The following is a 25,046-nucleotide window of genomic DNA, read 5'->3' as shown; positions in this document are numbered from 1 at the left end:
GCGCGGTCACATTTCCATGAAACTCGGCGTCAACATCGACCACGTGGCCACGCTGCGGCAGGCGCGTTACGCGCAAATGCAGACGCACCCCAACGCCGAGCCGCGCCTGCTCGAAGCCGCCTCCGCCTGCGAACGCGCCGGTGCCCACGGCATCACCGTGCATCTGCGGGCAGACCGCCGCCACATTCAGGACGAGGACGTTCGCCAGCTCCGCCAGAGCATCGTGACTAAGCTCAATCTGGAAATGGGCAACACTCGGGAGATCCTCGAAATCGCCTTGCGGATTCAACCGGACGACGTGTGTCTGGTGCCAGAAAACCGGCAGGAAATCACCACAGAAGGCGGGCTCCACGCGGTGCGTCATCGCCGGGCCTTGGAGCCAACGATCAAACGGCTGCAGTCGGCCGGGATTCGCATCAGTCTTTTCATCGATCCAGATCATCGCCAAATCGAGGCCGCTGCGGAGTTGGGAGCGGAAATGGTCGAGTTGCACACCGGTGCGTTTGCGAATGCGATCGGCAAGGCGCAGAAAGAGGAACTCGCACGCCTGGTTGATTCCGCGCGGCTGGCCCAAAAGAAAAAGCTTATCGTCAATGCAGGCCACGGCATCAACTACGTGAATATCGTTAGCATCCTCCAGATTCCGGGGCTGAACGAACTCAACATCGGCCATTCCATCATTTCGCGGAGCATCAGCGTCGGATTGGAAACCGCCGTGCGCGAGATGCTCACCGCGATGGAATCCTACGAGTCCTGACTCGTGGCGCGCACTTCTGTAGCAGCTCGAGAGAAACGATCGTCGCCTCCTGCCAGACGCGGGAGCCGTATCGTCCGCGTGCTTCTCTGGACACTGGCATTCCTGATTTTCTTTCCGATGATCGAGGTGTTAGCGGTGCGTTATTTTGATCCGAGTTACACTCCATTGATGCTCATCCGCCGCGTTCAAGGCCGCCGTCATTCGGGTCCAGCTCCAGTGCCTGCGCTACGCTGGGTGCGGCTGGAAAACGTCTCGCCGTATTTTCTAAAAGCAGTCTGGCAGACAGAGGATGCGCGTTTTTTTACCCACAAGGGCTTCGACTGGGTGGAGGTCGATCACGCAGTTGCCGACGCGGAACGCTTGGGCAAACCAACTCGCGGTGCTTCAACGATTACGATGCAATGCGCCCGCTCACTCTTTCTCTGGCAGGGTCGTTCCTGGGTGCGCAAACCCTTGGAAGCCTACTACACGATCCTCATGGAAAAGATGCTCACCAAGCGCCGTATCTTCGAGCTCTATATAAATGTCATCGAAACCGGCGACGGCCTCTACGGGATCGAGGCCGCCTCGCAGCATTACTGGCATATTCCCTCAAAAAAACTGAACGCCTCGCAGGCAGCTCTGATCACAGCGATGCTGCCGAACCCACGAGATCGCACGCCGCTGCACCCGACGGCCAAGGTCCAGCGCTATGTAAGTCGGATCATTCGTAAACTGCGCCAGAGCCCCCGCTGGCCCTTATGATTGGGATTTTTACAGAGTCGCGAATTTTTGCGCGATCAGCGAATTGAGATGAGTTTCAATCGACTCATTCTCAAGTCGGTTGATGGCTTCATTGAGAAATCCCATCACGAGTAATTTGCGGGCCGCCGCTTCTGGAATCCCGCGGCTGAGTAGATAAAAAACCTCGTCCTGCTCGAGTTGCCCGCTGGTGGCACCGTGACTGCAACGCACGTCGTCGGCCAGGATTTCCAATCCCGGCATGGAGTTCGCCTCCGCGTCATCACTTAGGATGAGGTTGCGCACTTTCTGGTAGGCATCGGTTTTGTGACTGTGCTCCTCGACCCTGATGAGACCTGCAAAAATGGTGCGGGAAAAATCCAGCAGCGCGTTTTTGTAAAGCAGATCGCTAGTACAATGCGGCTGCGCGTGATCCTGCAAAGTGCGCTGGTCGTATTCCTGATGATCGGTGGCCACGTTCACCGCAAGCATGTCGCTGCGACCACCCGGGCCACGCATGCGGCTGGCGCTTTCGTAACGCGAGTAGCTGGAACCGAGATTCACTACCATGTTAGTCGCGTGCGCATCGCGGGCGAGTTCCGTGGAGTTGATTTGAAAACTTCGCGCATGGTCGCTCCAATCCTGGACGGACACGTAAGTGAGTCGGGCACCCGCACCGAGGATCAAATCATTCACCGCGCAAGCTAGACCTTCCGTCTGACTTTGAGTCGATTGATAGTGCTCCAAAACGGTAAGTTTCGCGTTGTCGCCGAGGATGATCAGCGTGTGCGGAAACACCGTGGAATTCTGCCCGTCGAGCCAGTGAAAAATTTCCAGCGGCAAGGCGATTTCCACATTTTTCGGAACATGGATCACCGTCCCAGTGCTCACCTTGGCTTTGTGCAAAGCGGCAAGCCGTGCGGAACCGAGTCCCACAGTTTGCGTCATGAAATGTTGCTGAATCAACTCGGGAACAAAATTCACCGCTTCATCAAAACTCAGAAACTGCACACCTTGGGCGATAAGTTCTGCAGTCAAGTTTTGCTTAGCCAGGAGGATGCCGTTGGCAAACACCAGACGGCCCGCAACAGAGCTGAGCCCGGTGGATTGCGCCAGAATTTTTTGCTCGGTTTCGCGATCGATCTTGGAAGCTGGCTGATACTGATCCAGCTCCAACATTTTCAGATTTGCAAAACGCCACGCCTCATCTTTCCGCTTGGGAGCGGGCGTGTTTTGAAAATCAGTCCAAGCTTGCTGGCGGAGCGTTTGCAGCCAATCAGGCGCAGTCGGGTCGATGAATGGTGTCTCTAACAAGGAAGCCATGGGCGTTTCTAGGAGTGCGTCGTGGAGCATCTTCGGCAGGTGGTTAGGTTTTATCCGACGGAGCCTTCCATCTCCATGTCGATGAGGCGCTTGAGTTCGACGCTGTATTCCATCGGGAACTGACGGACGAGGTCGTTGACGAATCCATTCACGCTCAGAGACATGGCTTGGCCTTCGGTGAGGCCGCGCTGTTGCATGTAAAAAATCTGCTCGGCACTGACCTGGCTCACACTCGCCTCATGCTGCGTGACGTTGCCCGTGCCCCGAACGGTGATCGCCGGATACGTGTCCGTGCGGCTCGTGCTGTTGATGAGCAACGCGTCGCACTCGGTGTTGTTTTTGCAGCCTTTGAGGTGCTTGGGAATGTGGACCATCCCGCGGTAAGTCGAGCGGCCTTTGCCCACGCTGATCGATTTCGAGATTACATTGGAAGTCGTCTCATCGGCTGCGTGGATCATTTTTGCGCCGGTGTCCTGATGCTGTCCGTCGTTGGCGAGCGCAATGGAAATCACTTCGCCACGAGCCTTGCGGCCCTTCATCACGACGCCAGGATATTTCATCGTGAGCCGACTGCCGATGTTGCAATCGATCCATTTCACCTCGGCCTCTTCGTGGGCGATGCCGCGCTTGGTGACGAGATTGAAAACATTCGGAGACCAGTTTTGGACGGTGATATATTGAATCTTCGCGCCCTTCATCGCGACGAGTTCTACGACCGCACTGTGCAGTGTGGCGGTGGTAAATTTCGGGGCGGTGCAGCCTTCCATGTAAGTTAGTTCGGCACCTTCATCGACAATAATGAGAGTGCGCTCAAACTGGCCAAAGTTTTCGGAGTTGATGCGAAAATACGCCTGCAACGGGTGCTTCACTTTCACACCCGGTGGGACATAAATAAAACTGCCGCCAGAGAAGACGGCGCTGTTCAATGCGGAGAATTTATTGTCTCCGGTTGGGATGACTTTGCCAAACCACTTCCGGAAAATTTCCGGATGCTCTTTCAAGCCTTCGGTGGAGCCGGTGAAAATTACGCCCTGATCCGAGACGACCTTTTGGACGTTGGAATAAACCGCCTCGGAGTCGAATTGCGCTTCCACTCCGGCCAAAAATTTCCGTTCCTGCTCGGGAATACCGAGTCGCTCAAAAGTCCTCTTAATGTCCTCTGGCACATCGTCCCAGGAGCGGGTGGTTTTTTCCTGCGCGCTGAGATAGTAGCGAATTTTTGTGAAATCAATCGCATCCAAATCTTTCGTCGCCCAGCTTGTCGGCATGGGTTTGTCGAAAAAGGTTTGCAGGGATTTCAGGCGAAATTCGCGAACCCAGTCGGGATCGTTTTTCACATCCGAGATGTAATTGACAGTGTCGGCACTCAGACCGAAACCGGAGTCGCGATAGGGTTTGACGTCGTAGGTGAAATTGCCGAGCTCGCGGTCAATATCAATGGCAGTGGTGCTCATGGTGATCGGTGGGGTTTGAGTTAGGAAAGTGCGGGCTCCAGATTTTCCTCGCGAATCCAATCGTAGCCTTTTTCCTCAAGTTCGAGGGCGAGATCTTTGCCGCCGGTTTTGACGAGGCGGCCTTTCACCATCACATGCACGACATCGGGAATGATGTAGTCGAGCAGGCGCTGGTAATGGGTAATGAGAAGGATGCCGCGATCTGGTCCGCGCAGGGCGTTCACGCCATTGGAGACGATCCGAAGCGCATCGATATCGAGGCCGGAATCGGTCTCATCCAAGACAGCGAATTCTGGTTCGAGCATGGCCATTTGCAAAATTTCGTTTCGCTTTTTCTCGCCGCCGGAGAAACCTTCGTTCACAGAACGCGCGGTAAATTTCCGGTCCATCTCCAGCATGTCCATTTTGGAATAGAGACGCTTGTAATAGTCCGTAGCATCCAGTTCCTCACCTTCCGGCAGACGCGCTTGAAGTGCCGCGCGGAGGAAGTTGGCATTGGAAACACCGGGAATTTCATTGGGATATTGAAAGGCTAGAAAGAAGCCGGCACGCGAGCGTGCATCGGGTTCCATCTCGAGAATGGAGACGCCATTCATGAGGACTTCCCCGCTCGTCACCGTGTAATCGAGATGACCGGCCAGGACTTTCGACAGTGTGCTTTTTCCCGAGCCATTGGGTCCCATAATGGCGTGGACTTGGCCCTTCGGAATATCGAGGGTCAGGCCGCGAAGGATTTCAGTTTCAGGCTGCCCGGCGATGCAGGCGTGTAGATTGCGAATGCTGAGTGTGGACATGATGATTTTTAAGAAAGGAGTGGAGCCGGGCTCGCGCACTTGGGGCAGAGACCTTTGAGGGAGACCTCATGGTGGGTGATGACGCAGCCGTCGGGGAGGATGAAATGTTTGGAATCACGGCCCGGCACCAACTCCACATCCTGGACATCGTGACATTTCTCGCAAAAGAAATGGCCGTGTTCCTTGGTGTTGGGGCAGTAGCGGGTGGGCGCGCGATCAAGATTCACCTGCTTCACCAAGCCACTGGCGACCAGCGCCTCAAGGCTGTTGTAAACCGTGGCGAGTGAGATGGAGGGCATACGATTCTTGGCCCGCAGAAAAATTTCCGAAGCTGTGGGATGGTCGCGCACATCGAGCAGCGCATCATAGACTTCACGCCGCTGTCGGGTCAGGCGGAAGCCGCCCTGGGCCACACTTTCGTCGTAGATGGGATCGTCGGAAGACACGTCTGCACCATGCCTCAACTTGGAATTAGATCAAGAATAATTCTAAATAAAGCGCCATTTTCTCAGGCAAACCAATCGCCACATTTTTGTCATGTTAGCGACACGGAAACGTTGCCATAGACTTTTTGACCGGCGCCGTCCGTTCGCGATGATGTGAGCGTTTAACCGCCCAACGACCCACTTCTAACATTTGACGAATATGAAAAACACCCGCTTCCTAACCATCGCCTGCGTGACTCTTGCCCTGGTCCTCTCTAACGCAAAAGCCACCTCGTTTGCTGGCGACACTACATCCTCGGACACCTACAATCGCACAACTGAAAGTGGCAGCCCCAGCGCCTTTGGCTCCAATGTTCCGTTCAGTCTATTCTCAGTCACCGTGAATACGACGGGGCTGTATAACTTCAACGTGGTCGCTGGCAATCCAGCCCTGTTGGACACTTTCATCACACTTTACTCGCCAACCTTCAACCAGGCTGATCCCGAGGCTAATTTCCTCGTCGCCAACGATAACACGCTGGATTCCAATCCAACCCTCGGCTCCAGTTTTTCGACAACGCTCACCGTTGGCAGCACCTACCTGCTGGCTGTCTCCGGTCTGACCAATGACGACTACGGCACGTTTTCAGGCAATGTCACCGGGCCTGGCACTGCGACTGTCAGCGCTGTGCCAGAGCCATCGACGGTTGGTTTTCTAGCCTTGGCCGCGACGGGTTTTGTCCTGGCCTGCAAACACAAACGCCGCCTCGTCTAACATTGGCATCCAACCCGGTATGTCGCGGATCATTCGTCGTCTCACTAAGAACTGGCTCATCCCAGTGTCCGCCATTTTTTGCGCTGTCCTGTTGTTTCTCGGTCTGAGGATCGAGAAGCACACCGGCGCGAGCCGATATTGCTCCGTCTGCGGGGAGGAGGAGCGCATAGACACGTGGGGACTGCGCGGCACTCACATCAGTCTGCATACCAGCACGGTGCTGGTGGAGACTCCGTTCAGCTCGGTCCTTACTTCCCATCATCTCGTCAGGAAACACACTCACGACTGGCAGTCGCCCATAGTGGTGGAAAATCCCGACAAATGGGAGGGCGCGCCGATCATCAGCTCTCTGGGCAATCTGAACGCGCCACGGGTTGTTAGCTTCGAGAAAAACCTCATCGACTATGCCGAGCCCGCCGTGCGCGACAACTGGCTCGCCATTCTCATGCAGCCCGACACAGCCCACGTGATGGATGCGGCGCTCTTCTACATCGGGATGCCGCAGGATGGCTTCCAGTCGAAGCAGGAATTTCTGCGCTGGCTGGGCATCAAGCTGCCCATGCTGGCCACCCGCATCGAAGTGCTGGCAGGCCGCGACTAACATCGCGCATCCAAGCCCCAAGCCAGCCAACCAATCTCGGGAATGATGCCTTCGCGTCGTTCCCGGCAATGAAACCAACCCAACTGTATCAACCATGAAAAAATTCATCACCGCACTCACCATCGCCGCCTCTGTGGCTGTGGGTTACGCTGCTCCCAGCGTCAAAATCCGCCTGCCCGAAAGATTCCGCGCCCTCACCGACCAGCAATTCGACATCCGCGTCGAAGCCACTGAATTCGGACCCAACTCCACTGTCAGCTTCACGCTCGACGGCTCGCCTGTGAACTTCGGCACGCCAGTTCCATCCGACTTGCAGTCGAATGTAGATGCCGACACCACGACCAACGACAAGGAGTGGACCTTCCGCAATCTGAGTGTCCTCACAGCCGGTGTTCACACCATCGTCGCCACCGTGACTGATCCAGACAACGGAAACGCCACTGCCACCTACACCCAAAAAATCGGCGTGCAGGATTTCAGCTTCACCGATGCGCGCGGACGAGCCATTGCCAAAAAGAATTATATCCTTTTCATCGGCGACGCCATGGGCACCGCCTATCGCGATGCGGGCCGCATCGTGGCCAAGAGCACGGGCAACCGTTTTCGCGAGGGATTCTTCGACCAACTCCTGAGCATGGACACAATGCCCGCCAGCGGCATGGTGATGACCTATGACATCGAGCGCATCGTCCCTGACAGTTCGCCAACGGCCTCCGCCTGGTGCACGGGCAATAAAACCACCGATGGCACTCACGGCGTGTTTGGAGATAATGACGACTTCCGCTACAATGCAGGCAGCGGCGGTGCCACCATCCAGAGCACCAAGTTTTATGCGTTAAACAACCCCCGCATCGAGACTCTCTGGGAATACCTTAAGCGCAAATACGGCTACAAGACCGGTATTGTTTCCACGGCCGACATCACCGACGCCACCCCCGCAGGCGAGGGTTCCCACGTGCAGACCCGCACTCTGACCTACGACATTGCCACCCAGTTTCTCGATGGCAGCATCAATCCCGGTCCCGCCTTCGACGTTATCCTGGGCGGTGGACGCGAGCACTTTGACCTGCGCAATGCCACCAACAGCGGCGACACCCGCAATCTGGTGAGCGAATTCCAGTCTGCCGGCTTTTCCTATGCCCACAACCGCACCGAACTCAATGCCATTCGCACCGGAGGCACGCCGCCAGACAAGCTCCTCGGCCTGTTCTTCTCCGTGAAGAGCACCACCGACGCGGGCCTCACCTCCACGGGCTCTGAAACCGCCGAATTCAACAGCACCAGCGGCAACATGAGTGTCGCTTACGACAAGCTCGGCCTCACCCGCCCCGGCGATGAAGGTGTGCAGAATCTGAAGGGCTACACCGATCAGCCGATGTTAGACGAAATGACAGACGCTGCGATCAAGGTGCTCTCGAAAAACAACGCGCCCTTCATCCTCATGGTCGAGGGTGCCTCCATCGACAAACAATCGCACTCCAACTGGGCTGCCGGTTGCATCTGGGATGTGATCGAACTCGACAAGGCGGTCGCCGTCGGTCGCAATTTCGGCACCAGCAATGGCACCGTAAAGAACACGAAATCCCTCGTCGTCGTCACCGCCGATCATGACCAATCGATGAGCATCGTCGGCATGACGGACACCAATGTCTCCAACAGTGTCCTGAATACCCGCAGTGCCTCAGTTTATCCGCGCACAGCCGCCGCCTACGACTCTGTCAACGGCAGCACCACAGTGAACATCGCCGGTGGCAGCAACGTCGGCGAAGTCGGTGGTTTTCCGAACTACGTCGAGTCCAACTACGGCACGGGCGGAATCGCCAACAACTGGCCGGGCAACAGTAATCGCTACAAACTCGCCGTCGGTTTTCGCACGGGCAACCACACCGGCTCCTCCGTCCCGATCACGGCAGACGGCCCTGGTGCATTGCTCTTCAGCGGCTACTTCGACCAGACCGATGTCTTTTTCAAGGCCGCCAAAGTCTTGAGCAACGACACCTCGGTCCTCGACGAAGCGCTGTCCGTTCGCGCCAGCAAATTCAGCACGATTGATCCGAATTACGGACAATAGAATCCAACTCCCATGAAAACCCTCCGGTCCCACCCCGGAGGGTTTTTTTTGGCTCTGATTGCGATCTAACTCGCAAGAAAAGCAGCGGTTTTGTCAATTTTTGTAAAGCCACCCCGAGCAGGCAGTCATAACGTGAATCATGGAAACCACGACCGCACCTGCCGCACTCAACCGCACTCCGCCCAACCAGCCCGCCGTGGTCGCCTGGGTAAACGAAATTGCCGCATTCACCCGGCCTGCGAATATTCACTGGTGCGACGGCTCGGAGACTGAGGATCGCCTCATGCGGGAGAAAATCGTCGCCTCGGGTGCTGGTCTCTGGCTCAACCCGGACAAACGCCCCAACTCGCTGCTGGTCCGCAGCGATGCCCGCGATGTGGCCCGAGTTGAGCAGCGCACGTTCATTTGCTCAAAATCGAAAAAAGACGCCGGTCCCACCAATAACTGGATGGCACCCGCAGAGATGAAGACCCAACTCAACGTCCTCTTTGCAGGCTGCATGGCAGGCCGCACTCTCTACGTGATTCCCTTCAGCATGGGTCCGATTGGCTCACCGATCGCACAATACGGGATCGAGCTCTCCGACAGCCCCTACGTGGTGGCCAACATGCGCATCATGACCCGCATGGGAACCGCAGTTTACAATCAGATCACCCAGACGGGTGCCTTCGTGAAATGTCTCCATTCCGTTGGAAGTCCGCTCGCGTCTGGTGCCCAGGATGTGGCTTGGCCGTGCAATCCCGAGGACACTTACATTGCCCATTTTCCCGAGGATCGGCTGATCATGAGCTACGGTTCCGGCTACGGTGGCAACGCGCTTTTGGGCAAGAAATGTTTCGCTCTTCGCATCGCCTCCGCGATGGCGCGGGACGAGGGTTGGATGGCCGAGCACATGCTCATCCTTGGAGTCAAAGATCCGCAGGGCGGCAAAACCTACGTGACCGCCGCCTTTCCGAGTGCCTGCGGCAAGACGAATTTTGCCATGATCATTCCCCCTCAACACCTGCGCGAGGAGGGCTGGTCTGTGAGTTGTGTCGGTGACGACATCGCCTGGATCAAGCCCGGCCCGGATGGTCATCTTCGCGCCATCAATCCTGAGGCGGGCTTCTTTGGTGTCGCCCCCGGCACCAGCTACGAGAGCAATCCCATGGCGATGGAATCCATCAAAAAGGACACCATTTTCACCAATGTTGCCCTCACCGACGACGGCGATGTCTGGTGGGAGGGAATGACGAGGACCGCACCCGCGCACCTCATCGACTGGCGCGGCAATGATTGGACTCCGGAAATGCGCGACGCGGCGGGCAAGGCCGTTCTCACCAGCCATGCGAACAGCCGGTTCACCGCTCCGGCGCGGAATTGCCCGATCATTGATCCTGACTGGGAAAATCCTGCGGGCGTGCCCGTGAGCGCGATGATTTTTGGCGGCCGGCGCGCCACTACGATGCCTCTCATTTTCCAAGCCTTCAACTGGGTGCACGGGGTCTATCTCGGAGCGACGATGGGCTCGGAAATGACCGCCGCAGCCGCTGGCACCATGGGCGAAGTGCGCCGCGATCCAATGGCGATGCTCCCTTTCTGCGGCTATAACATGGGCGAATATTTTGCCCACTGGCTGGAGATGCGGCGGCATGTGCGGCACCTTCCCCGCATTTTTCACGTGAACTGGTTCCGCAAGGATGCCGCTGGCAAATTCCTCTGGCCCGGTTACGGCGATAACATGCGGGTGCTGAAATGGATCGTGCAGCGTTGCCAGCTCGGGATGCACGCCATGGAAACTTCGATTGGCTGGGTGCCGGAATATCAGGACCTCGACCTGCGCGGCCTGGAGACCGAGATGCCACCGGAAAGGTTCGAGGAGGCACAGAAGATCGATGTCTCGGAATGGCATCGGGAACTCAGCCTGCAAGACGAGCTTTTCATGCGCCTCTACAGCCATCTTCCGAAGGAAATTGTCTTCCAGCGCGAACTTCTCATCAGCCGACTTTAAATCCTCTCATGTTATGAAACCCATCCGCTCTTCCATTGCCCAACACCCGTTCCTTGCCGAGCTGGCGCCGGAGCACCTCGATCTGCTCTCCGATTTTGCCATGCAACGCACGTTCGCCGACGGCGAGCTGATCCTGAAGCAGGGCGATCTTGCGAATCGATTTTATCTCATTAACACGGGCCACGTCCTCATTTCCAGCAGAGGGAGCAGCGGGAACCCGGCGGAAATCGAAACCCTCGGCGCCGGTGATGTCCTGGGCTGGTCGTGGCTGTTCGAGCCGCGTCTCTGGCAGTTTGACGCGCGTGCCGTCGGGGAAACGGAGACGATTTTTTTCTATGCTACGCTGCTTCTGGCGCAGCTCGAGGAAAATACCGCGCTTGGCTGCGAGCTCCTGCGCCGAATGGCCGCGGTCACCATCCGGCGTCTTCAGAAAACTCGCGAAAGGCTCGTCAATTGCCCCCCGGCCTCCGACAAAGCCATTTCGTAGTCGCGATTACAACTTCGATCCAGCCCGCGGCCTCGAACGCTTGTGGAGTAGGCGTGGCCCTTTGTAAAAAACGTCACATTTCCGGGTTTGCGGCAATTCGCCAGATAGTTAACCTCAAGTGATGGATCAACGTTTTTCCCAGCCGCAGAACTTCATCAACCGCGAATGGAGCTGGCTGGAGTTTAACCGTCGTGTGCTGGAGGAGGCGCAGGATCCTTCGCAGCCCCTGCTGGAACGGCTGAAATTTGTGAGCATTTTCTCCAGCAACTTGGATGAGTTTTTTGAAATTCGCGTCGCCGGCATCAAGCAGCAGATCGAAAGCGCGTCGAATGACATGGGACCCGACCACCACACTCCGGCGGAAGTTTTCCTAGGCATCCAAACCACGGCCCATGAATTCGTCAAAACCCAGTACGACCTCTGGAACAACGAGCTGGTCCCGCTCCTCGCCGCGCAAAAAATTCGGCTTCTGCCCGTTCGCGAACTCCCCCCCACGAAAGCCAGATGGGCGCGCAAATACTTCGAGACTGAAGTCCTTCCCACACTCACGCCGCTAGCCGTGGACGCCAGCCATCCGTTTCCCCAGGTCACCAACAAAAGCCACAACCTCATCGTTCGCGCCAAAAAGCCGCGCCAGAAGCAGCCGCTCTTCGCCGTGGTCACCGTTCCCACCGTCGTCCCGCGCCTCATCCAACTGCCCAACACCAAACGCGAGGCCGACCAGTGGGATTACATTTACCTCGCCGATCTGATCAAGGCGCATATCGGCCAGCTTTTTCCCGGGCTCACCATTGAGGGCGTCCACGCCTTCCGCATTACTCGAAACAGCGACCTCTACATCGACGAGGAGGAATCCGAAAATCTCCTCCGCATGATCGAGGAGGAACTTCGCAAAACCAAACGCGGCAACGCCGTTCGACTCGAAGTCGAGGCCGATATTCCCCCGGATTTTCAGTCGCTCCTCCTCAGCCGCTTCCAACTCACCGAGACCGATCTCTATAAATTTCACGGCCCGCTCAGTTTCACCCACCTCAATCCGCTCATCTTCAACGAGGCTTTCGGCCGACTCCGCGACCGCCCATTTTCACCGACTTACGACGCCTCATTTCCACGGCACGCCGATCCGTTCGCAGTCCTGAAAAAACAGGACGTCCTCTTACATCATCCGTATCAGAGTTTCGACAGCGTCGTCCGTTTCCTCGAAGCCGCCGCCAAAGACCCCAAAGTCCTCGCCATCAAGATGACTCTCTATCGCACCAGCGGCGACAGCCCGATCGTGGGCGCATTGATGGACGCCGCGAAACGGGGAAAACAAGTCACCGCTCTCGTCGAGCTCAAAGCCCGCTTCGACGAGGCCAACAACATCCTCTGGGCCCGCCGCCTCGAGGAAGCAGGCGCGCACGTCGTTTACGGCGTCGTCGGACTCAAAACTCACTGCAAAATCCTCCTCGTCGTCCGGCGCGACACCGACAAAATCCGCCACTACGCCCACCTCGGCACGGGCAATTACCACCCGCGCACCGCCCGTATTTACACCGACCTCAGCCTGCTCACCGCCAACCCGGCGATCACCGGCGAGATGGCCACGCTCTTCAACACCCTCACCGGCCTTGCCGAATATCCCGGCTTCAAAAAACTCATGGTCGCGCCGTTCGATCTCGCCTCCCGCTTTAAGGCGATGATCGTTCGCGAAACCCGGCTCGCCCGCTCCGGCAAGCCGGGTCGCATTATTATCAAGATCAATTCCCTCGTGGACGAGGACCTCATCGAGCACCTCTACGAAGCCTCCACCGCCGGGGTCAAAATCGACCTCATTGTGCGCGGTATCTGCTGCCTGCGCCCCGGCATGCCTGGCGTCTCGGAAAATATCCGAGTCATCTCCGTCGTCGGGCGTTTCCTCGAGCACAGCCGCATTTTCTATTTCGACAACAACGGCAAACCCGACGTCTATCTTGGTAGCGCCGACTGGATGCCGCGCAATTTCTACCGCCGGGTCGAGGTCTGCTTTCCCGTCGAGGACCCCACGCTGCGCAGCCAGATCATCGACGAAATCCTTCCCGCCTTCCTCAACGACCGCATCAAGGCGCGTGAGTTGCAGCCCGATGGGAGTTACATTCGACTCAAACCCATTCCCGGCCAGAAGCCCGGCCAGGCCCAGCTTTTCTTCCGCAAACAAGCGCGCGAACGGACCCTGGCACCCGTCAAACCATCCGCCAGCCCGGCCACCACGCGGCGCCTCATTCCTCTGGAGCGCCCGCCCGGCACCGAGGCTCCGACGGTGAGAACACTGTAACTCGACCGGCCATCAGGCACCATTTTTGCTTGGAATAAGGACATTATGTATTTTGTCCTCATCATCATCGGCGGCTTTCTCGCGGTTTTCGGCGGCCTGACTTTTATCATCGACGCTTTCCGCGTCCACTGGGGCTGGGGGCTGGCGGTGATCTTCATTCCGTTTGCGAACATTGTTTGCCTCATCAAACATTGGGCGGAAACGAAGCGGGGTTTTCTCCTCACCCTGCTGGCTCTGCCTTTCCTCGTGGGCGCATTTTTTATGATGCCCAAAGCGGGAGCCAAGGACGCCTCTGGCAAGCCGGAAAAGATGAACGATCCATTTTACAACGCCATGCAACGGGCGCGGGATGCGGCGGCCAAGGTCAAAAATTCGCGCAACGAGGAAGCCTCTATTTACACGCCAGCTCCCGTTGAATCGACTGCAACTCCCCTAGCCACCGCTGCGCCAACTCCCATGTTAACTCTGCCGCAACGGCTGGCCAGCAACCGCGCGACGTTCAAAAAACTGGAGAGCGATTTCGCCGCGCTGACGGCCAAGCGCAAGGCTTTGCCGAAGAACGACAGCAAGGCCATCGCGGCTTTTAATCTCGATGCCAAGGCTTACGCGGACAAACTCGCAGAGGCGCGCTCCGAACAGGCGATCCTGCTCGAACTCGAACGCACGGCGCAGAAGTAAACCTCACTTCACTGGAGTTAGAATCGTCTCCACAACTGGCAAACCTTCTGATTTGGCTCGCAGTCGTATCGGTTCCGCCGCGCCGGGCTGGGCGCGAACGATGACGAGCGCGAGGCCGTTGAAGGCTTTGCGTTCATGGGAGGAAAACACCACCTGATCCGTGGCGTCGCCGTTGTCCGTGGCCACTATTTCACCAGGGCCCTCGACTTCAAATTGAATCGAGTTGTGCGTTTGCGGCACCAGCTTTCCCTCGGCGTCGGCAACGGTGAGAGTCACGAAGGACAAATCATTTCCGTCCGCCTGGATCGCAGTCCGATCCGGCTGGAGGAGAAGTTTTGCCGCCGGGCCGGTCGTTTTCACGATGTCCCGCGCCCACTCTTTGCCGCCTTTGTAAGCGACGACCTTCAACTCGCCAGCCTCGTATTTTACGTCGTCCCAGCGCAGGCGATATTCAAACTCCGCCTTCTTTTTGCGTCCGAGCGATTTTCCATTCAAGAACAACTCCGCCTCATCTCCCGAGGTGTAAACATGCACCGGGGTGACCTCGCCCTCGCGTCCGGTCCAATTCCAATGCGGAAGAATATGCGCCATCGGCAGCTCCGGCTTCCAGCGGGATTGATAGAGGTAAAACCGGTCTTTTTTGAATCCCGCCAAGTCCACGATTCCGAAATAGGAACTGCGAGACGGGACTTTGATTTTGCCCATTTCCTTCAGTTCTTTTTCCGCTGCGGCCTTGGCCTCTGGCGTGTGATAATTTAGTAAATTCGTGCTGTCGCCGTTGTACGGAGTGGGCTCTCCGAGGTAATCGAAACCCGTCCATACAAACTCACCTGCGACAAATGGATTCTGGTCCTGGCCCTTGAATTCCCAGTCGGGCAGTGTCGCCCAGCCAGGCGCGTACAGGTCGTAGGAACTCATCTGAAAGTCCGATTTTCCCTCGCCTTTTTTGTCGGTCACCGGAAAGAAATATTCGCCCCGCGAACTGATCGTGGACGATGTCTCGCTCCCAAAAAGCGGGATGGCCGGATTGGCCTCGCGGAATTTTTTGTATTCGCCCGGTTTGTAGTTGTAGCCAAAAATATCCACGCCGGTCTGGAATCCATTATAACCGCCCTTGGTGTCGCTCACGCCGATGGTCGTGGGCCGTGTGGGATCCTCCATGCGAACATAGGCGGAAAGTTGTTTCTCCATCGCTGGCCCCTCGGATGCGCTTTGCTCGGGGATTTCGTTGCCGATGCTCCAGAGGATCACCGACGGATGATTGCGGTCGCGGCGAACGAAAGCGCGCACATCCCGCTCGGCCCACTCGGCAAAGATCTGGTTGTAGCCATTGGGTTTCTTTTGCTTGACCCAGCAATCAACAAACTCGTCCATGACGAGCATTCCCATTCGATCGCAGAGGTCGAGCAATTCGGGTGCAGGTGGATTGTGGCTGGTGCGAATAGCGTTGCACCCCATTTCCTTGAGGATCTGGATTTGGCGCTCCAGGGCACGCACGTTGATGGCACTGCCAAGCGCTCCCAGATCGTGATGCTGGCAGACGCCTTGGATTTTAACCTGCTGGCCATTGATCTGCAGACCTTTGTCCGCTGTAAACTCCACTTTGCGGATGCCAAAGTTGGTCTCGTAGATGTCCAAAGAACGTCCGTCGCTGGTGACTTGCGAGACCAGTTTGTAGAGATACGGATCCTTCAGCGACCACAGCCGCACAAAGGCCGAACCTCGGGCGAGGGGAATCGTTTGGGAGACGGTTTTCTCCTCGCCGGCAGCGATCTTGATCGTTGGCTCAGTCACTGCACCGTGGGCTTTTCCCGCGTCCATCACAGTGGAAGTCAGGCTGCAAACCACCTCCTCGGCTGAGTCGTTGCGCAAGGTGGTCTGCACTTTGATGTCGGAACTGCTCGCATCCACGAAGGTGCCCCATTGGGCCACATGCACTGGCTGGGTTTTCACCAACCAGACGTTTCGGTAAATGCCGCCGCCGGGATACCATCGGGAGGATTCCGGCGGGTTATCCAACCGAATCGCGAGCACATTGTCAGTGCCAGACTTGATATAAGGAGTGAGGTCGAGACGGTAGGAGGCGTAACCATAAGGCCAGCCACCGACGAATTTTCCATTGCACCAAACGCTGGAGTAAGACATGGCTCCGTCGATATCGAGGTAGTATTTTTGCGCCGGTATATTTTCGGCATCGACTTGGAAATGTTTGCGATACCAGCCAACGCCGGACCAAGGGAGCTTGCCGGTTTCGCCAGGAAGACTCTGATCAAAAGGACCTTCGATGCCCCAGTCGTGCGGGAGGTTTAATTGCCGCCAGCCGCTGTCGTTGAACCCAGTCTGGGTGTATTCGATCTGGCCGCCGAGATTACCATCGGGACGTTTTTTGGCTTCCTCGGGTTTGGTGAACGAATTCCCCGTGGGCAGCAGCCAGTCCTTGATTTTGTCGTAACTCAGCGCGTCGCCGACACCGGAAGGATCACCTTTTTGAAAACGCCAGCCAGCGTTGAGAGAGATGCGCTCACTGGAGGAGGCATGAATAGAAGACAGGCAGGCCAGACCTGCAACAACTAGAAGGTTGAAAATGCGCATGGGGGATCGAATTTGGCGATCTTAACCAAGATGCTGCGAAATCCACCATTCCATTCTGCAATTAAAATGCCGGCGGAGGGGGTCGAACCCACACACCCTTACGGATACAAGATTTTGAGTCTAGCGCGTCTGCCAATTCCGCCACGCCGGCTTTTTATGAGAGTGGACCGCGAAAATAGAGGGATTCAGTCCGTTTGCAAGCACCTATTCACCGGGAAGATCCTTGTCCACCGTGCGGCGACCGGTGAAGACTTCCTGAATCGAGCCCCCGACGTGCTTGAAGCTGTTTTTGATCGTGCGTCCGGTTCGGATCATGGTGCGATGAATCTTCAACTCCGTGGAATCGCCCTCGCTGTCGGGCTGATCCGCCACGGTGGTCGTGGTTTCGCGGGTGGTGGTTTCCTCCACGTAATCACTGTTGGGCGCGACTCGGGCCGGGGCCTCGCCATTCGCGCGAACCATGCTGCCGCTGTCGGCGGAGATGCGGAGGGTTTGCACTGGGTTGCCCGTGGTGTCAAGCAACTGCACGCGCCAGATGGGATTGCCAGATTCGCCATCGGCTTCGAGGAAATAGTTCGTCCGCGCAAAGCTCACATGGCCGCGCGCCGCCTCACGCTCTGCGACGGTGAAGGCTCCGTCTGAGTCGAGTTGCAGTCGATCCAGGTTGATCCGACTTCCATTGCCATGCGGGCTTTTCAGCGGAGCGCGCTGGCTGACAATCTGCCCACCGCGCACTTCCATTTCGCGAAAGCCAGAGCGCGAGGTGTTGTCCTCGAAGGTCAAGCGCCAGCTCGCTGGCTGGCTGCCCCCCTCGAGTCCTTCCAAGCTCAGCAGGTTATCGAGAAACGGCTGGCCTTTGACTTTGCCGACCGTGTTAAGCGCCTGATAAGCGGTCTCCTGGGCAAAGGCAGAAATGGTGAAGGCGCAGAAGGCGAGGACGGAAAATATTTTCACCCGTTAAAAAACCACTGGCTGCGTTTTGCGCAATGCTTTTTTATGAGAGAAAAGCTCTCGCTCAAGCCTTGCGGCCCGTTGCGCCCACGGCTACGAGCACAATGCCACCCGCAAGTGCTGCGTAACCGAGCAAAGGCGGCAACGGATAGTTTTCTTTTTTATCCACGGAAGCCTGGAGCGGACCGAGATCGAGCACTTTCTCGCGCTTGGTGACACTGAAGCCACCGATGCTCAGGGAGACGATGCCGATGATGATAAGGATGATGCCGATAATAGTGGGAGTTTTCATAAGGTTAATCAGAAATTTATCGCAACCCAGCTGCGACTGGACGTATCAATCGCCGCCGCTGCCTGATTAATCTCACAACCGCCATGGAAGAAATGCCCATTGCCCCCAGCCAGGTCGAGGGCTCGGGCACAGGCGCGACCGTGACTTCGTAGTAGCCGTTGCCGAGGCTGTTTTGGGTGGCGGTGAAACCACTCCCGAAGTTGAACCTGGCGAGATTGCTGCTTTGCGACTCGTCGAAAATGAGGCGGTCGTTTGCATTGTCGAGCGAGGCTCCGCTCAGGTTGCGGCTGTAGTTGAGGATGTTCAGCGTAAACCCGTTCGTCACCAAACCGGCGAAGCTCAGAGTGCCAAAGGCCCCATTTCCAAAGTCAATCGTCGAGTTGGCGGTGAGCGTGAGAACACCCAAACCCACGGTGCTGCTCCCGGTGAGAACGCCGGTGCTGCTGCGGCTGGTGGCGCTGCCCTCGCTGCCCGTGGTCCGTGCCAAAGTGCCGCCGTCGAGGGTGATGCTGACTGCGTTGTTGATGCGATTCGTGGCGCTGGAACCGCTCAGGAGTAGGGTGCCGCCAGAGTTGACTTCGATCGCATTCGTAGCGCCGAGCGCGTTGTTGGCGGAAACTTCCAGCCTGCCAGAATGGATCGTGGTGGTGCCGGTAAAAGTGGTTGCCGCCGCGAGCGTCTGCGTGCCAGCACCGGTCTTTTCGAGATCGCCTGCACCGGCGATACTGCCGGAGAAAGTGGCGTCGGCGTCACCACTCCCCACGGTCAAAGTGCCGCCGCCGGAGCTGGTGGCGCTCACCCCGATTTGAATGGAACCCGACCCGGAAAGAGCGCCGATGGTTTGGTCGTTGTCGTCGAGGTCGAACGTGGCTCCGCTGGAAATGACGAGGGCTCCCGACTGGAAAAGACGATCCGAGGAATTCAACTGGAGGTTGCCGCCTGTGATGTTGGTGCCGCCAGTTTGACTGGCGAGTCCGTCGATCAGGAGCGTGCCTGCGCCGGTTTTGATGAGGGTGCGGGAGCCGCCCGATTCCGTCACGTTTCCGGCCAGCGTGAGGGTGTCGGCATCGACTTGGATGCTGCTGTTGGCGCCCAATGAAATGTTTCCGTTCCACGTGTTTTGTCCCGCGTTGCTGCGCAGCGTTCCACTGCCGCTCAAGCTGAGAGCCTCGGCTGCGACGTTCAAGCCGCCGACGGCTTCGTCGATGAGGAGCGTCGCGCCTCCCGCGACCGTCGTGCCAGCAGCAGTGGAGCCGAGGGCGCTGGCGGAAGCGATTTGCAGCGTGCCAGACGATACCGATGTGACTCCGCTGTAAGTATTGTCATCGCCGAAAATCAGCGTGCCCGCGCCGGATTTGGTGATTGAGCCTGCGCCGCTGATTACGCCCAAAATCGTGCTATCGGCGGAACCAGAAACAGTGAGTGTGTTTCCGGCCAAGGCGAGATCGCCGCTGATTTCGATGGAACCCGCGTCGGCGGTGATGGTGCTGTTTCCGCCCAGAGTCACGTTGCCGCTGTAAATGTTGGCACCGGAGTTGTTGCGCAATGTGCCGCTGGTGGTGAGCGCCTTTCCGAGCGCGATGTCGTTTTCCAACTGAAGTTCGGCTCCACTGGCGAGAACGATGCCGCCGCTAACGTCCCCGAGCGCCGCGGAGTTGCGAACGATCACGCTGCCAGCGTTGAGACTGGTCGCCCCCGAGTAGGTGCTCCCGCCGCTGATTGTGAACGTGCCCGCGCCGGTTTTGATGAAGCCGCCGAGTCCGCTTAAAGTCCCGCTGAAGGTGGATGAACTGCTGCCGGTGGTGAAGCTGCCAGCACCGAGCACGACGATTCCCGCGCCAGAAAGAGACGCGGCGGCGGTGTTGTTTCCGTTCAAGAGGAGTGTCGCTCCGCCCGCAACGGTGAGATTTGTGCTGGTGGGAAGAAGGTTCGCTCCGCCGAGGAACAAGGTGCCGGAGTTGATGTTCGTCGCGCCGGTGTAGGTGCTTTGGCTGGTGAGAGTGAGCGTGCCATTGCCGGTTTTGGTAAGGCCACCGGAGCCGCTGATGATTCCAGTGAAACTCGAGGTGTTGCTGCCCGTGTTGAGCGTGCCGCCGCCGAGAGTGACGCTGCCTGCTCCCGACAACGAATTCGTTGTGGCATTGAACCCGGCCAGATCGAAACCGGCTCCGCTGGACACGGTGAGATCGGTTGTTGTCGGCAATGCATCGGCTACGCCAAGGCGCAGTGTGCCGGTGTTCACCAGTGTCGCTCCCGTGTAAGTGCTAACACCGTTGACCGTGAGCACGCCCGCACCCGATTTTGTGAGATTTTGAGACCCGCCGATCGCGCCAGTAGTGAGGTCGGCTGTGGTGGGATTGAAAATTCCCGCTCCAGCGAGATTGACCGCGCCGACCGTGAGCGACGCGGCATTGGCTCCGGAAATGGTCCAGGTGGATGCGCCGAGATTGACGGTGCCCAGGGAATGCGTCACGGCTCCGGTGCCGGAGAGTCGGTCCACTTGCACCGTGCTGCTGGAGAGGATGTTCAGGGTATTTCCAAAACTGGTGGAGGTGTTGGCCACGAGCGCGAGGGTGCCGCCGTTGAGGGCGACACTGCCTGCGAGCGACTGGGCATTGCGCAACTCGGCGCGGCCTTGGTTAACCTGCAATGTGCCGGTGAAAGCGGTGTTGGCATTTTGCACGATGAGCGTGCCCGCGCCGGTTTTGATGAGCGTGGCGGCGGCGTTCCCAGTCTGCAATGCCCCGCTGGTGTTCGACAGGGTGAGGGTCTGGGCCGCGTCGATATCAATGGAACCCGACTGGCTGGAAATGATGCTGAAACTTTTGCCGCTGGATGAAGTGAAGCTGCCCGTGAGATGCAGCGTGCCGCCGCCGAAGGTGACGTCATTTCCGGCCGCACCCAGGTTTGCCTCGGTGGAAATATTCGTCGTGCCACCATTGAGGGTGACGTTGCCGGTGAATGTGTTGGCCCCCGACAAGGTGAGCGCGCCGGAGTCGGATTTGATCAGGCCAACAGTGCCGCCGGAATTATTGGCAATGACGGAGGCAATGGTGAGGCTGCTGCCGGGATTGACGGAAATGGCGAGGCTGGCAGAGGAGGAACCACCGGCGGTGAGCACTCCAGAGCCGTTGATGACGGTGTCTGTGGCGGTGCTTTTGATGAGCGAGCCGCCGAGGAGATTCAACGTGCGACTAGAATCACTCCCGAGATCGACCGTGGCGATGTTGGTCAGATTGAGTCCGAGATCGGTGGTCTGTGCGCTGTTGGTGAGCGTGAAAGCGGCGGACAGTGTACTGGCGGAGAGACGAACAATCTTGGCCGTGCTGTTGTAGTTCAACCCGATAATGCCTTCATAATAATCGCCGTAAGCGCGAATGCCGAAGGTGCTGTATTCCGCCGGATCGGCTCCCACTGTGGCCCAGCTCCCGAGCAATCCATTGGCTTGGCCGGTGATGTAAATCTGCGGTCCGAAGGCGTCTCCCAAGGTGCCGCCGGTGCCCGTGAAATTCACATTGGCTCCGCTGGCGATGCTGCCGAGGCTGGTGAATGTCAGCCGGGTGTTGGTGAGGAGGTTGCCGTTGTGGACGACTTCGAGCGCGCTGGCACCCGAGGCGATGGTGAGCAAGCCGGCACTTTCCAGCGTGCCGTTGCTGTCGGAAAGCAGCCGCAGCGAGCCGCCATTGAGAGTAATGGCGGCGTTATCGGCAAGGCGGTTGCCGTTTTCAGCGACAGTGTTATTCAACTCCAATGTGGCTCCGGTGCGGATGGTAATGCTGGTGGTGGCCAGGACGCCGGTCGCTCCAGAAAGGACGATTTTTCCATTGGAAAGAATGGTGCCGCCAGTCGTGGTGCTGGCTCCGGTCAATGTGGTGGTGCCGGTGCCGTCTTTGGTGATGCCGCCCGTGCCACTCAATGCACCGGAAAATGTGGTGCTGGAGTTGTCGCCGCCGAAGCTGAGCGCACCGCTGCCTTGGGTGATATTTCCCGCTCCTGCGATGGAGCCGAAGCTGCCGGTGAAATTGGCCAGGTCGAGGACGGAGCCGCTGGCGAGAGTCACGGCACTGTTGGCGTTGATGGCGTTGTTAACAGCGAAACGAAGGGTGCCGCCGTTGATCGTAGTGGTACCACTGTAAGTATTGGTCGCGCCCAATGCCAAAACGCCGGTGCCGGTTTTGGTGAGTCCGCCGCTGCCGCTGAGGACGCCGGTAAATGTGGTGGAAGTGTTGTTGCCGCCTGTAGTAAGAGTGGCGCTGCCGAGGGTGACGCTTCCCGCGCCAGCCAGGGAGGCGATGGTGTTGTTGAAATTTTGCAGGGCAAGTGTGGCACCCGTGGAAACGGTGACGGCGGAACTGGCCGAGAAGGCGTTCGCGGCTCCGGCTGTGAAGCTGCCTGCCGTGATGCTGCTGGTGCCGGTAAAAATGTTGGCTCCGCTCACGACGACATCGCCGGTGGTGGATTTAGTGAGACCTCCGGTGCCGGCGAGGTTGAGCGAAATGGTGCCGCTGCTCACGCTCATGGCTGCGCCACTGGTGAGGGTCGAGGTGCCGGTGCCGAGGAGCGAGCCGCTGGTGAGGGTGATGGCCCCGACGGTGGCCGAGTGATTAGAACCTAAGTCCAATGTGCCCGCCGTGACGGTGACGGCTCCAGCGCCGAGGGCATTGCTGGCACCGAGCAGCAGGGTGCCGGCGTTGATGACGGTCGCACCGCTGTGGGTGTTTGCAGAGTTGAGTTTGACGATGCCCGCGCCGATTTTGGTGATGCCGCCCGCGCCACTAATGGCTCCATTGAGATCGACTTCGCCCCCGGCGGCGGCGGTGAGGCTAATGCTCCGGGCGAGTGTGATCGCACCGGCGAAAATGTTCACTCCACTGGTATTGAGCCCGCCCAGAGTGAGTGTGCCGGAACTGCCGGTGCGCGCTGTGATGGCGTTGGAAATGGCGAGGCCTGAACTGGTGTCGAAAAGGAGGCCGGCCGTGGCTGTTCCTGTGGTGTCGCCCAGATTGACAGCGGTCGTGCCAAGCGCGGTGTTTGCTCCCGCCTGGAGGACGCCAGCGTTGACGTTCAACCCGCCGGAGAACGTATTGGCACCCGTGAGATCGATGGTGCCGGAACCGGTCTTGGTGATCGCACTGGAACTCGCACCGTCGGAAATGACGCCGCTGACCGACATGTCGATGGCCACGTTCGGGTTATCGGCAATGCTGAAAGTCCGCGCGGCATTGAGCGCGAGATTGGCAGCGATGGTGGCGGGTGTGGTTCCAGATGAAGTGAAAGTGACATTGCCGCCCAAGCCCAAAGTGCCGCTGCCGGTAATGGAACCGCCGTAGGTAGTCAATGACCCAATGGTTTCATTGTTGGACAGCAAACGCAGTTCGCCGTCGCCATACATGGTCAGCGCCGAGGTGTCGATAATCTGGTTGCTGGCGTTGAGTTGCGTCCAGGCGCTGCCGACGGCACCCACTCCATCGCCGATGCGCAGGGCGCCTGCGACGGCGTTGACTCCCGCTGTTTTTCCGAGGAGCAGGCCACCATCATAGATGTTCGTGAGGCCGGTGAAGGTATTTGCGGCGGTGCCGCCAAAAGCGAAGGTGCCGGTGCCCTTTTTATAAAAATAATAAGCGCCGCCGCTGATTGCGCCGTTATAGGTCACCGTTCCTGTGGAATTATTCGTCAGAGTGCGGCTCCCGGTGAGTGTGGCGTTACCGCTGAAGGTAATATTCTGGCTGCCTGCGAAGATGGTATTGCCGCCTAATGAAACCGTGTTGGCCAGAGTCAGCGCGTTGCCTGCAGTCTGCAAAGTGCCCGAGCCCAGGCTGATGGCACCAGCGCCAAAGACGCCGCTGTTGGCTGCGATCAAAGTCCCGGCAGCCAGTGAAACGCCACCGGTATGTGTGTTAGCACCCGCCAGAGCGAGCGTGCCAGTGCCATATTTGGTAAGTGTGCCTGTCCCGGAAATCGCGCCGTTTAGAGTGAAGATGCCCGTGCCATTGATGTAAATCTTGCGAGTGGCGGTGAAGCTCCCGCTGCCATTCAGAGTGATGTCGTTCGCGCCTTGAACATTGAGGGTCGATCCGAAGACGTAATTATTCGCCAGAGTTCTGGGTCCGCCTATCGCCTCGATTTTTGTGGTGGAACTGGCAAAGGTCAGGATGCCCGTGCCGAGAGCCGAGTTATTTCCGATCTGCGTGAGGCCGGAGCCGAGGCTGGTGTTGCCGGCATACGTATTGGCTCCGTTGAGTTGCAATGTTCCCACACCCGTGGAGCTTTTCGTCAGGCCGCCCGAGCCGCTGATGATGCCGTTGATAGTGGTCAGTCCCGCACCTGCCAACGTGAGCAGGTAGCCACCATTGGCGACGCTGCCGTTGATGACCAGATTACCGCTCGTATTCGAGGTCCATGTTTGCGCAATTCCCAGAAGGATGTTTGGGTTGAGCGTTTCTGCCGTCCTGCTGCTAGTCGTGATACCGCCGGCAGCGGTGAGTTTGAGTGTATTCGTGCCATTGAGCACAAACGCGCCTGCCGTGGCGTCGAAGTTGAGTGTGGCGACAGTGAGCGCGGTGCTCCCCGCGTCTGCGGCGAGACTGCTAGTGCCGGAAAAAATCAGCGCATCACCTGTCACCGGCACTTGGGCCGGATTCCAGTTTCCGGAGGAAAAAATACTCCCGTTACCCGCAGCTCCCGTCCATGTGAGGGTGGCGGCTCGACTTTGTGTCCAATATGAAATTCCCAAACAAGCGAATAGCAGCCAAGGCGCTAAAGCTGATTTTTTGCGCCCGGTAATCCGAACTGGGATGGATAGCATATTAACATGATAAATTTGTTCTAAACGTATCCATGCAA

At 57.9% G+C, this 25,046-nt stretch carries 17 protein-coding genes and 1 tRNA gene; 9 read left to right on the top strand and 9 right to left on the bottom strand.

Features of this window, described 5'->3' with window-relative positions; all coding sequences use genetic code 11:
* The first annotated feature begins 16 nt into the window (after nucleotides 1-16).
* On the top strand, nucleotides 17-757 hold the full coding sequence (locus tag ABIT76_10610) for a pyridoxine 5'-phosphate synthase (protein MEO7933597.1): 741 nt from the start codon (nucleotides 17-19) through the stop codon (nucleotides 755-757).
* A gap of 3 nt (nucleotides 758-760) precedes the next feature.
* On the top strand, nucleotides 761-1,501 hold the full coding sequence (gene mtgA / locus ABIT76_10605) for a monofunctional biosynthetic peptidoglycan transglycosylase (protein MEO7933596.1): 741 nt from the start codon (nucleotides 761-763) through the stop codon (nucleotides 1,499-1,501).
* Nucleotides 1,502-1,510: 9 nt separating this feature from the next.
* Here mtgA and sufD read toward each other — a convergent pair whose 3' ends face one another.
* Genes sufD through ABIT76_10585 form a run of 4 tightly spaced genes read right to left on the bottom strand, consistent with a single transcriptional unit; the run spans nucleotide 1,511 to nucleotide 5,494 of the window.
* Nucleotides 1,511-2,800: a Fe-S cluster assembly protein SufD gene (sufD, locus tag ABIT76_10600; GenBank protein MEO7933595.1), complete on the bottom strand. Its 1,290-nt coding sequence runs from the start codon at nucleotides 2,798-2,800 to the stop codon at nucleotides 1,511-1,513.
* 50 nt (nucleotides 2,801-2,850) lie between these two features.
* Entirely contained in the window at nucleotides 2,851-4,254 is a 1,404-nt protein-coding gene (gene sufB / locus ABIT76_10595) for a Fe-S cluster assembly protein SufB (GenBank protein MEO7933594.1), read from the bottom strand.
* Nucleotides 4,255-4,274: 20 nt separating this feature from the next.
* Nucleotides 4,275-5,048 carry a Fe-S cluster assembly ATPase SufC gene (gene sufC, locus ABIT76_10590; GenBank protein MEO7933593.1) on the bottom strand — a complete coding sequence of 258 codons (774 nt, stop codon included), beginning with the start codon at nucleotides 5,046-5,048 and terminating at the stop codon, nucleotides 4,275-4,277.
* Between the two features lie 8 nt (nucleotides 5,049-5,056).
* The gene (locus ABIT76_10585; GenBank protein ID MEO7933592.1) at nucleotides 5,057-5,494 is read right to left on the bottom strand and encodes a transcriptional repressor; all 438 of its coding nucleotides are present in this window, start codon (nucleotides 5,492-5,494) and stop codon (nucleotides 5,057-5,059) included.
* A gap of 199 nt (nucleotides 5,495-5,693) precedes the next feature.
* Between ABIT76_10585 and ABIT76_10580 the strand changes: the two genes are divergently transcribed.
* From ABIT76_10580 to ABIT76_10550, 7 genes are all read left to right on the top strand, one after another.
* Nucleotides 5,694-6,248 carry a PEP-CTERM sorting domain-containing protein gene (locus ABIT76_10580; protein ID MEO7933591.1) on the top strand — a complete coding sequence of 185 codons (555 nt, stop codon included), beginning with the start codon at nucleotides 5,694-5,696 and terminating at the stop codon, nucleotides 6,246-6,248.
* A gap of 19 nt (nucleotides 6,249-6,267) precedes the next feature.
* Nucleotides 6,268-6,849: a hypothetical protein gene (locus ABIT76_10575; GenBank protein MEO7933590.1), complete on the top strand. Its 582-nt coding sequence runs from the start codon at nucleotides 6,268-6,270 to the stop codon at nucleotides 6,847-6,849.
* Between the two features lie 94 nt (nucleotides 6,850-6,943).
* A complete protein-coding gene (locus ABIT76_10570) occupies nucleotides 6,944-8,920 on the top strand; it encodes an alkaline phosphatase (GenBank protein MEO7933589.1) in 1,977 nt (658 codons plus the stop codon).
* Nucleotides 8,921-9,059: 139 nt separating this feature from the next.
* On the top strand, nucleotides 9,060-10,910 hold the full coding sequence (locus tag ABIT76_10565; protein ID MEO7933588.1) for a phosphoenolpyruvate carboxykinase (GTP): 1,851 nt from the start codon (nucleotides 9,060-9,062) through the stop codon (nucleotides 10,908-10,910).
* 13 nt (nucleotides 10,911-10,923) lie between these two features.
* Nucleotides 10,924-11,397 (top strand): cyclic nucleotide-binding domain-containing protein, encoded by a 474-nt coding sequence (locus ABIT76_10560; GenBank protein MEO7933587.1) that lies wholly within the window; start codon nucleotides 10,924-10,926, stop codon nucleotides 11,395-11,397.
* Between the two features lie 121 nt (nucleotides 11,398-11,518).
* Entirely contained in the window at nucleotides 11,519-13,690 is a 2,172-nt protein-coding gene (ppk1, locus tag ABIT76_10555) for a polyphosphate kinase 1 (GenBank protein MEO7933586.1), read from the top strand.
* 45 nt (nucleotides 13,691-13,735) lie between these two features.
* Nucleotides 13,736-14,368, top strand: coding sequence for a hypothetical protein (locus tag ABIT76_10550; protein MEO7933585.1), 633 nt, complete (start codon nucleotides 13,736-13,738; stop codon nucleotides 14,366-14,368).
* A gap of 3 nt (nucleotides 14,369-14,371) precedes the next feature.
* Here ABIT76_10550 and galB read toward each other — a convergent pair whose 3' ends face one another.
* From galB to ABIT76_10525, 5 genes are all read right to left on the bottom strand, one after another.
* Nucleotides 14,372-16,960, bottom strand: coding sequence for a beta-galactosidase GalB (galB, locus tag ABIT76_10545; GenBank protein MEO7933584.1), 2,589 nt, complete (start codon nucleotides 16,958-16,960; stop codon nucleotides 14,372-14,374).
* Between the two features lie 67 nt (nucleotides 16,961-17,027).
* Nucleotides 17,028-17,111, bottom strand: a tRNA-Leu gene (locus ABIT76_10540).
* Between the two features lie 53 nt (nucleotides 17,112-17,164).
* Nucleotides 17,165-17,914, bottom strand: a complete 750-nt coding sequence (locus ABIT76_10535; protein ID MEO7933583.1) for a hypothetical protein — start codon at nucleotides 17,912-17,914, stop codon at nucleotides 17,165-17,167.
* A 61-nt stretch (nucleotides 17,915-17,975) separates the two neighbouring features.
* On the bottom strand, nucleotides 17,976-18,203 hold the full coding sequence (locus ABIT76_10530; protein ID MEO7933582.1) for a DUF3185 domain-containing protein: 228 nt from the start codon (nucleotides 18,201-18,203) through the stop codon (nucleotides 17,976-17,978).
* Nucleotides 18,204-18,219: 16 nt separating this feature from the next.
* Nucleotides 18,220-24,936, bottom strand: a complete 6,717-nt coding sequence (locus ABIT76_10525) for an autotransporter-associated beta strand repeat-containing protein (protein MEO7933581.1) — start codon at nucleotides 24,934-24,936, stop codon at nucleotides 18,220-18,222.
* Between the last annotated feature and the right edge of the window lie 110 nt (nucleotides 24,937-25,046).

Source organism: Chthoniobacterales bacterium, from assembly GCA_039930045.1.
Classification (GTDB): domain Bacteria; phylum Verrucomicrobiota; class Verrucomicrobiia; order Chthoniobacterales; family DASVRZ01; genus DASVRZ01.
The sequence above is the reverse complement of the archived record's forward strand: the minus strand, read 5'-3'. Positions and strand labels throughout refer to the sequence as shown.

Bases quoted from the DNA above. Each gene is read 5' to 3' on its own strand.
- ABIT76_10610 (MEO7933597.1), top strand. From the start codon at position 17: ATGAAACTCGGCGTCAACATCGACCACGTGGCCACGCTGCGGCAGGCG.
- sufD (MEO7933595.1), bottom strand. From the start codon at position 2,800: ATGGCTTCCTTGTTAGAGACACCATTCATCGACCCGACTGCGCCTGAT.
- sufB (MEO7933594.1), bottom strand. From the start codon at position 4,254: ATGAGCACCACTGCCATTGATATTGACCGCGAGCTCGGCAATTTCACC.
- sufC (MEO7933593.1), bottom strand. From the start codon at position 5,048: ATGTCCACACTCAGCATTCGCAATCTACACGCCTGCATCGCCGGGCAG.
- ABIT76_10580 (MEO7933591.1), top strand. From the start codon at position 5,694: ATGAAAAACACCCGCTTCCTAACCATCGCCTGCGTGACTCTTGCCCTG.
- ABIT76_10575 (MEO7933590.1), top strand. From the start codon at position 6,268: ATGTCGCGGATCATTCGTCGTCTCACTAAGAACTGGCTCATCCCAGTG.
- ABIT76_10570 (MEO7933589.1), top strand. From the start codon at position 6,944: ATGAAAAAATTCATCACCGCACTCACCATCGCCGCCTCTGTGGCTGTG.
- ABIT76_10565 (MEO7933588.1), top strand. From the start codon at position 9,060: ATGGAAACCACGACCGCACCTGCCGCACTCAACCGCACTCCGCCCAAC.
- ABIT76_10560 (MEO7933587.1), top strand. From the start codon at position 10,924: ATGAAACCCATCCGCTCTTCCATTGCCCAACACCCGTTCCTTGCCGAG.
- ppk1 (MEO7933586.1), top strand. From the start codon at position 11,519: ATGGATCAACGTTTTTCCCAGCCGCAGAACTTCATCAACCGCGAATGG.
- ABIT76_10550 (MEO7933585.1), top strand. From the start codon at position 13,736: ATGTATTTTGTCCTCATCATCATCGGCGGCTTTCTCGCGGTTTTCGGC.
- galB (MEO7933584.1), bottom strand. From the start codon at position 16,960: ATGCGCATTTTCAACCTTCTAGTTGTTGCAGGTCTGGCCTGCCTGTCT.
- ABIT76_10530 (MEO7933582.1), bottom strand. From the start codon at position 18,203: ATGAAAACTCCCACTATTATCGGCATCATCCTTATCATCATCGGCATC.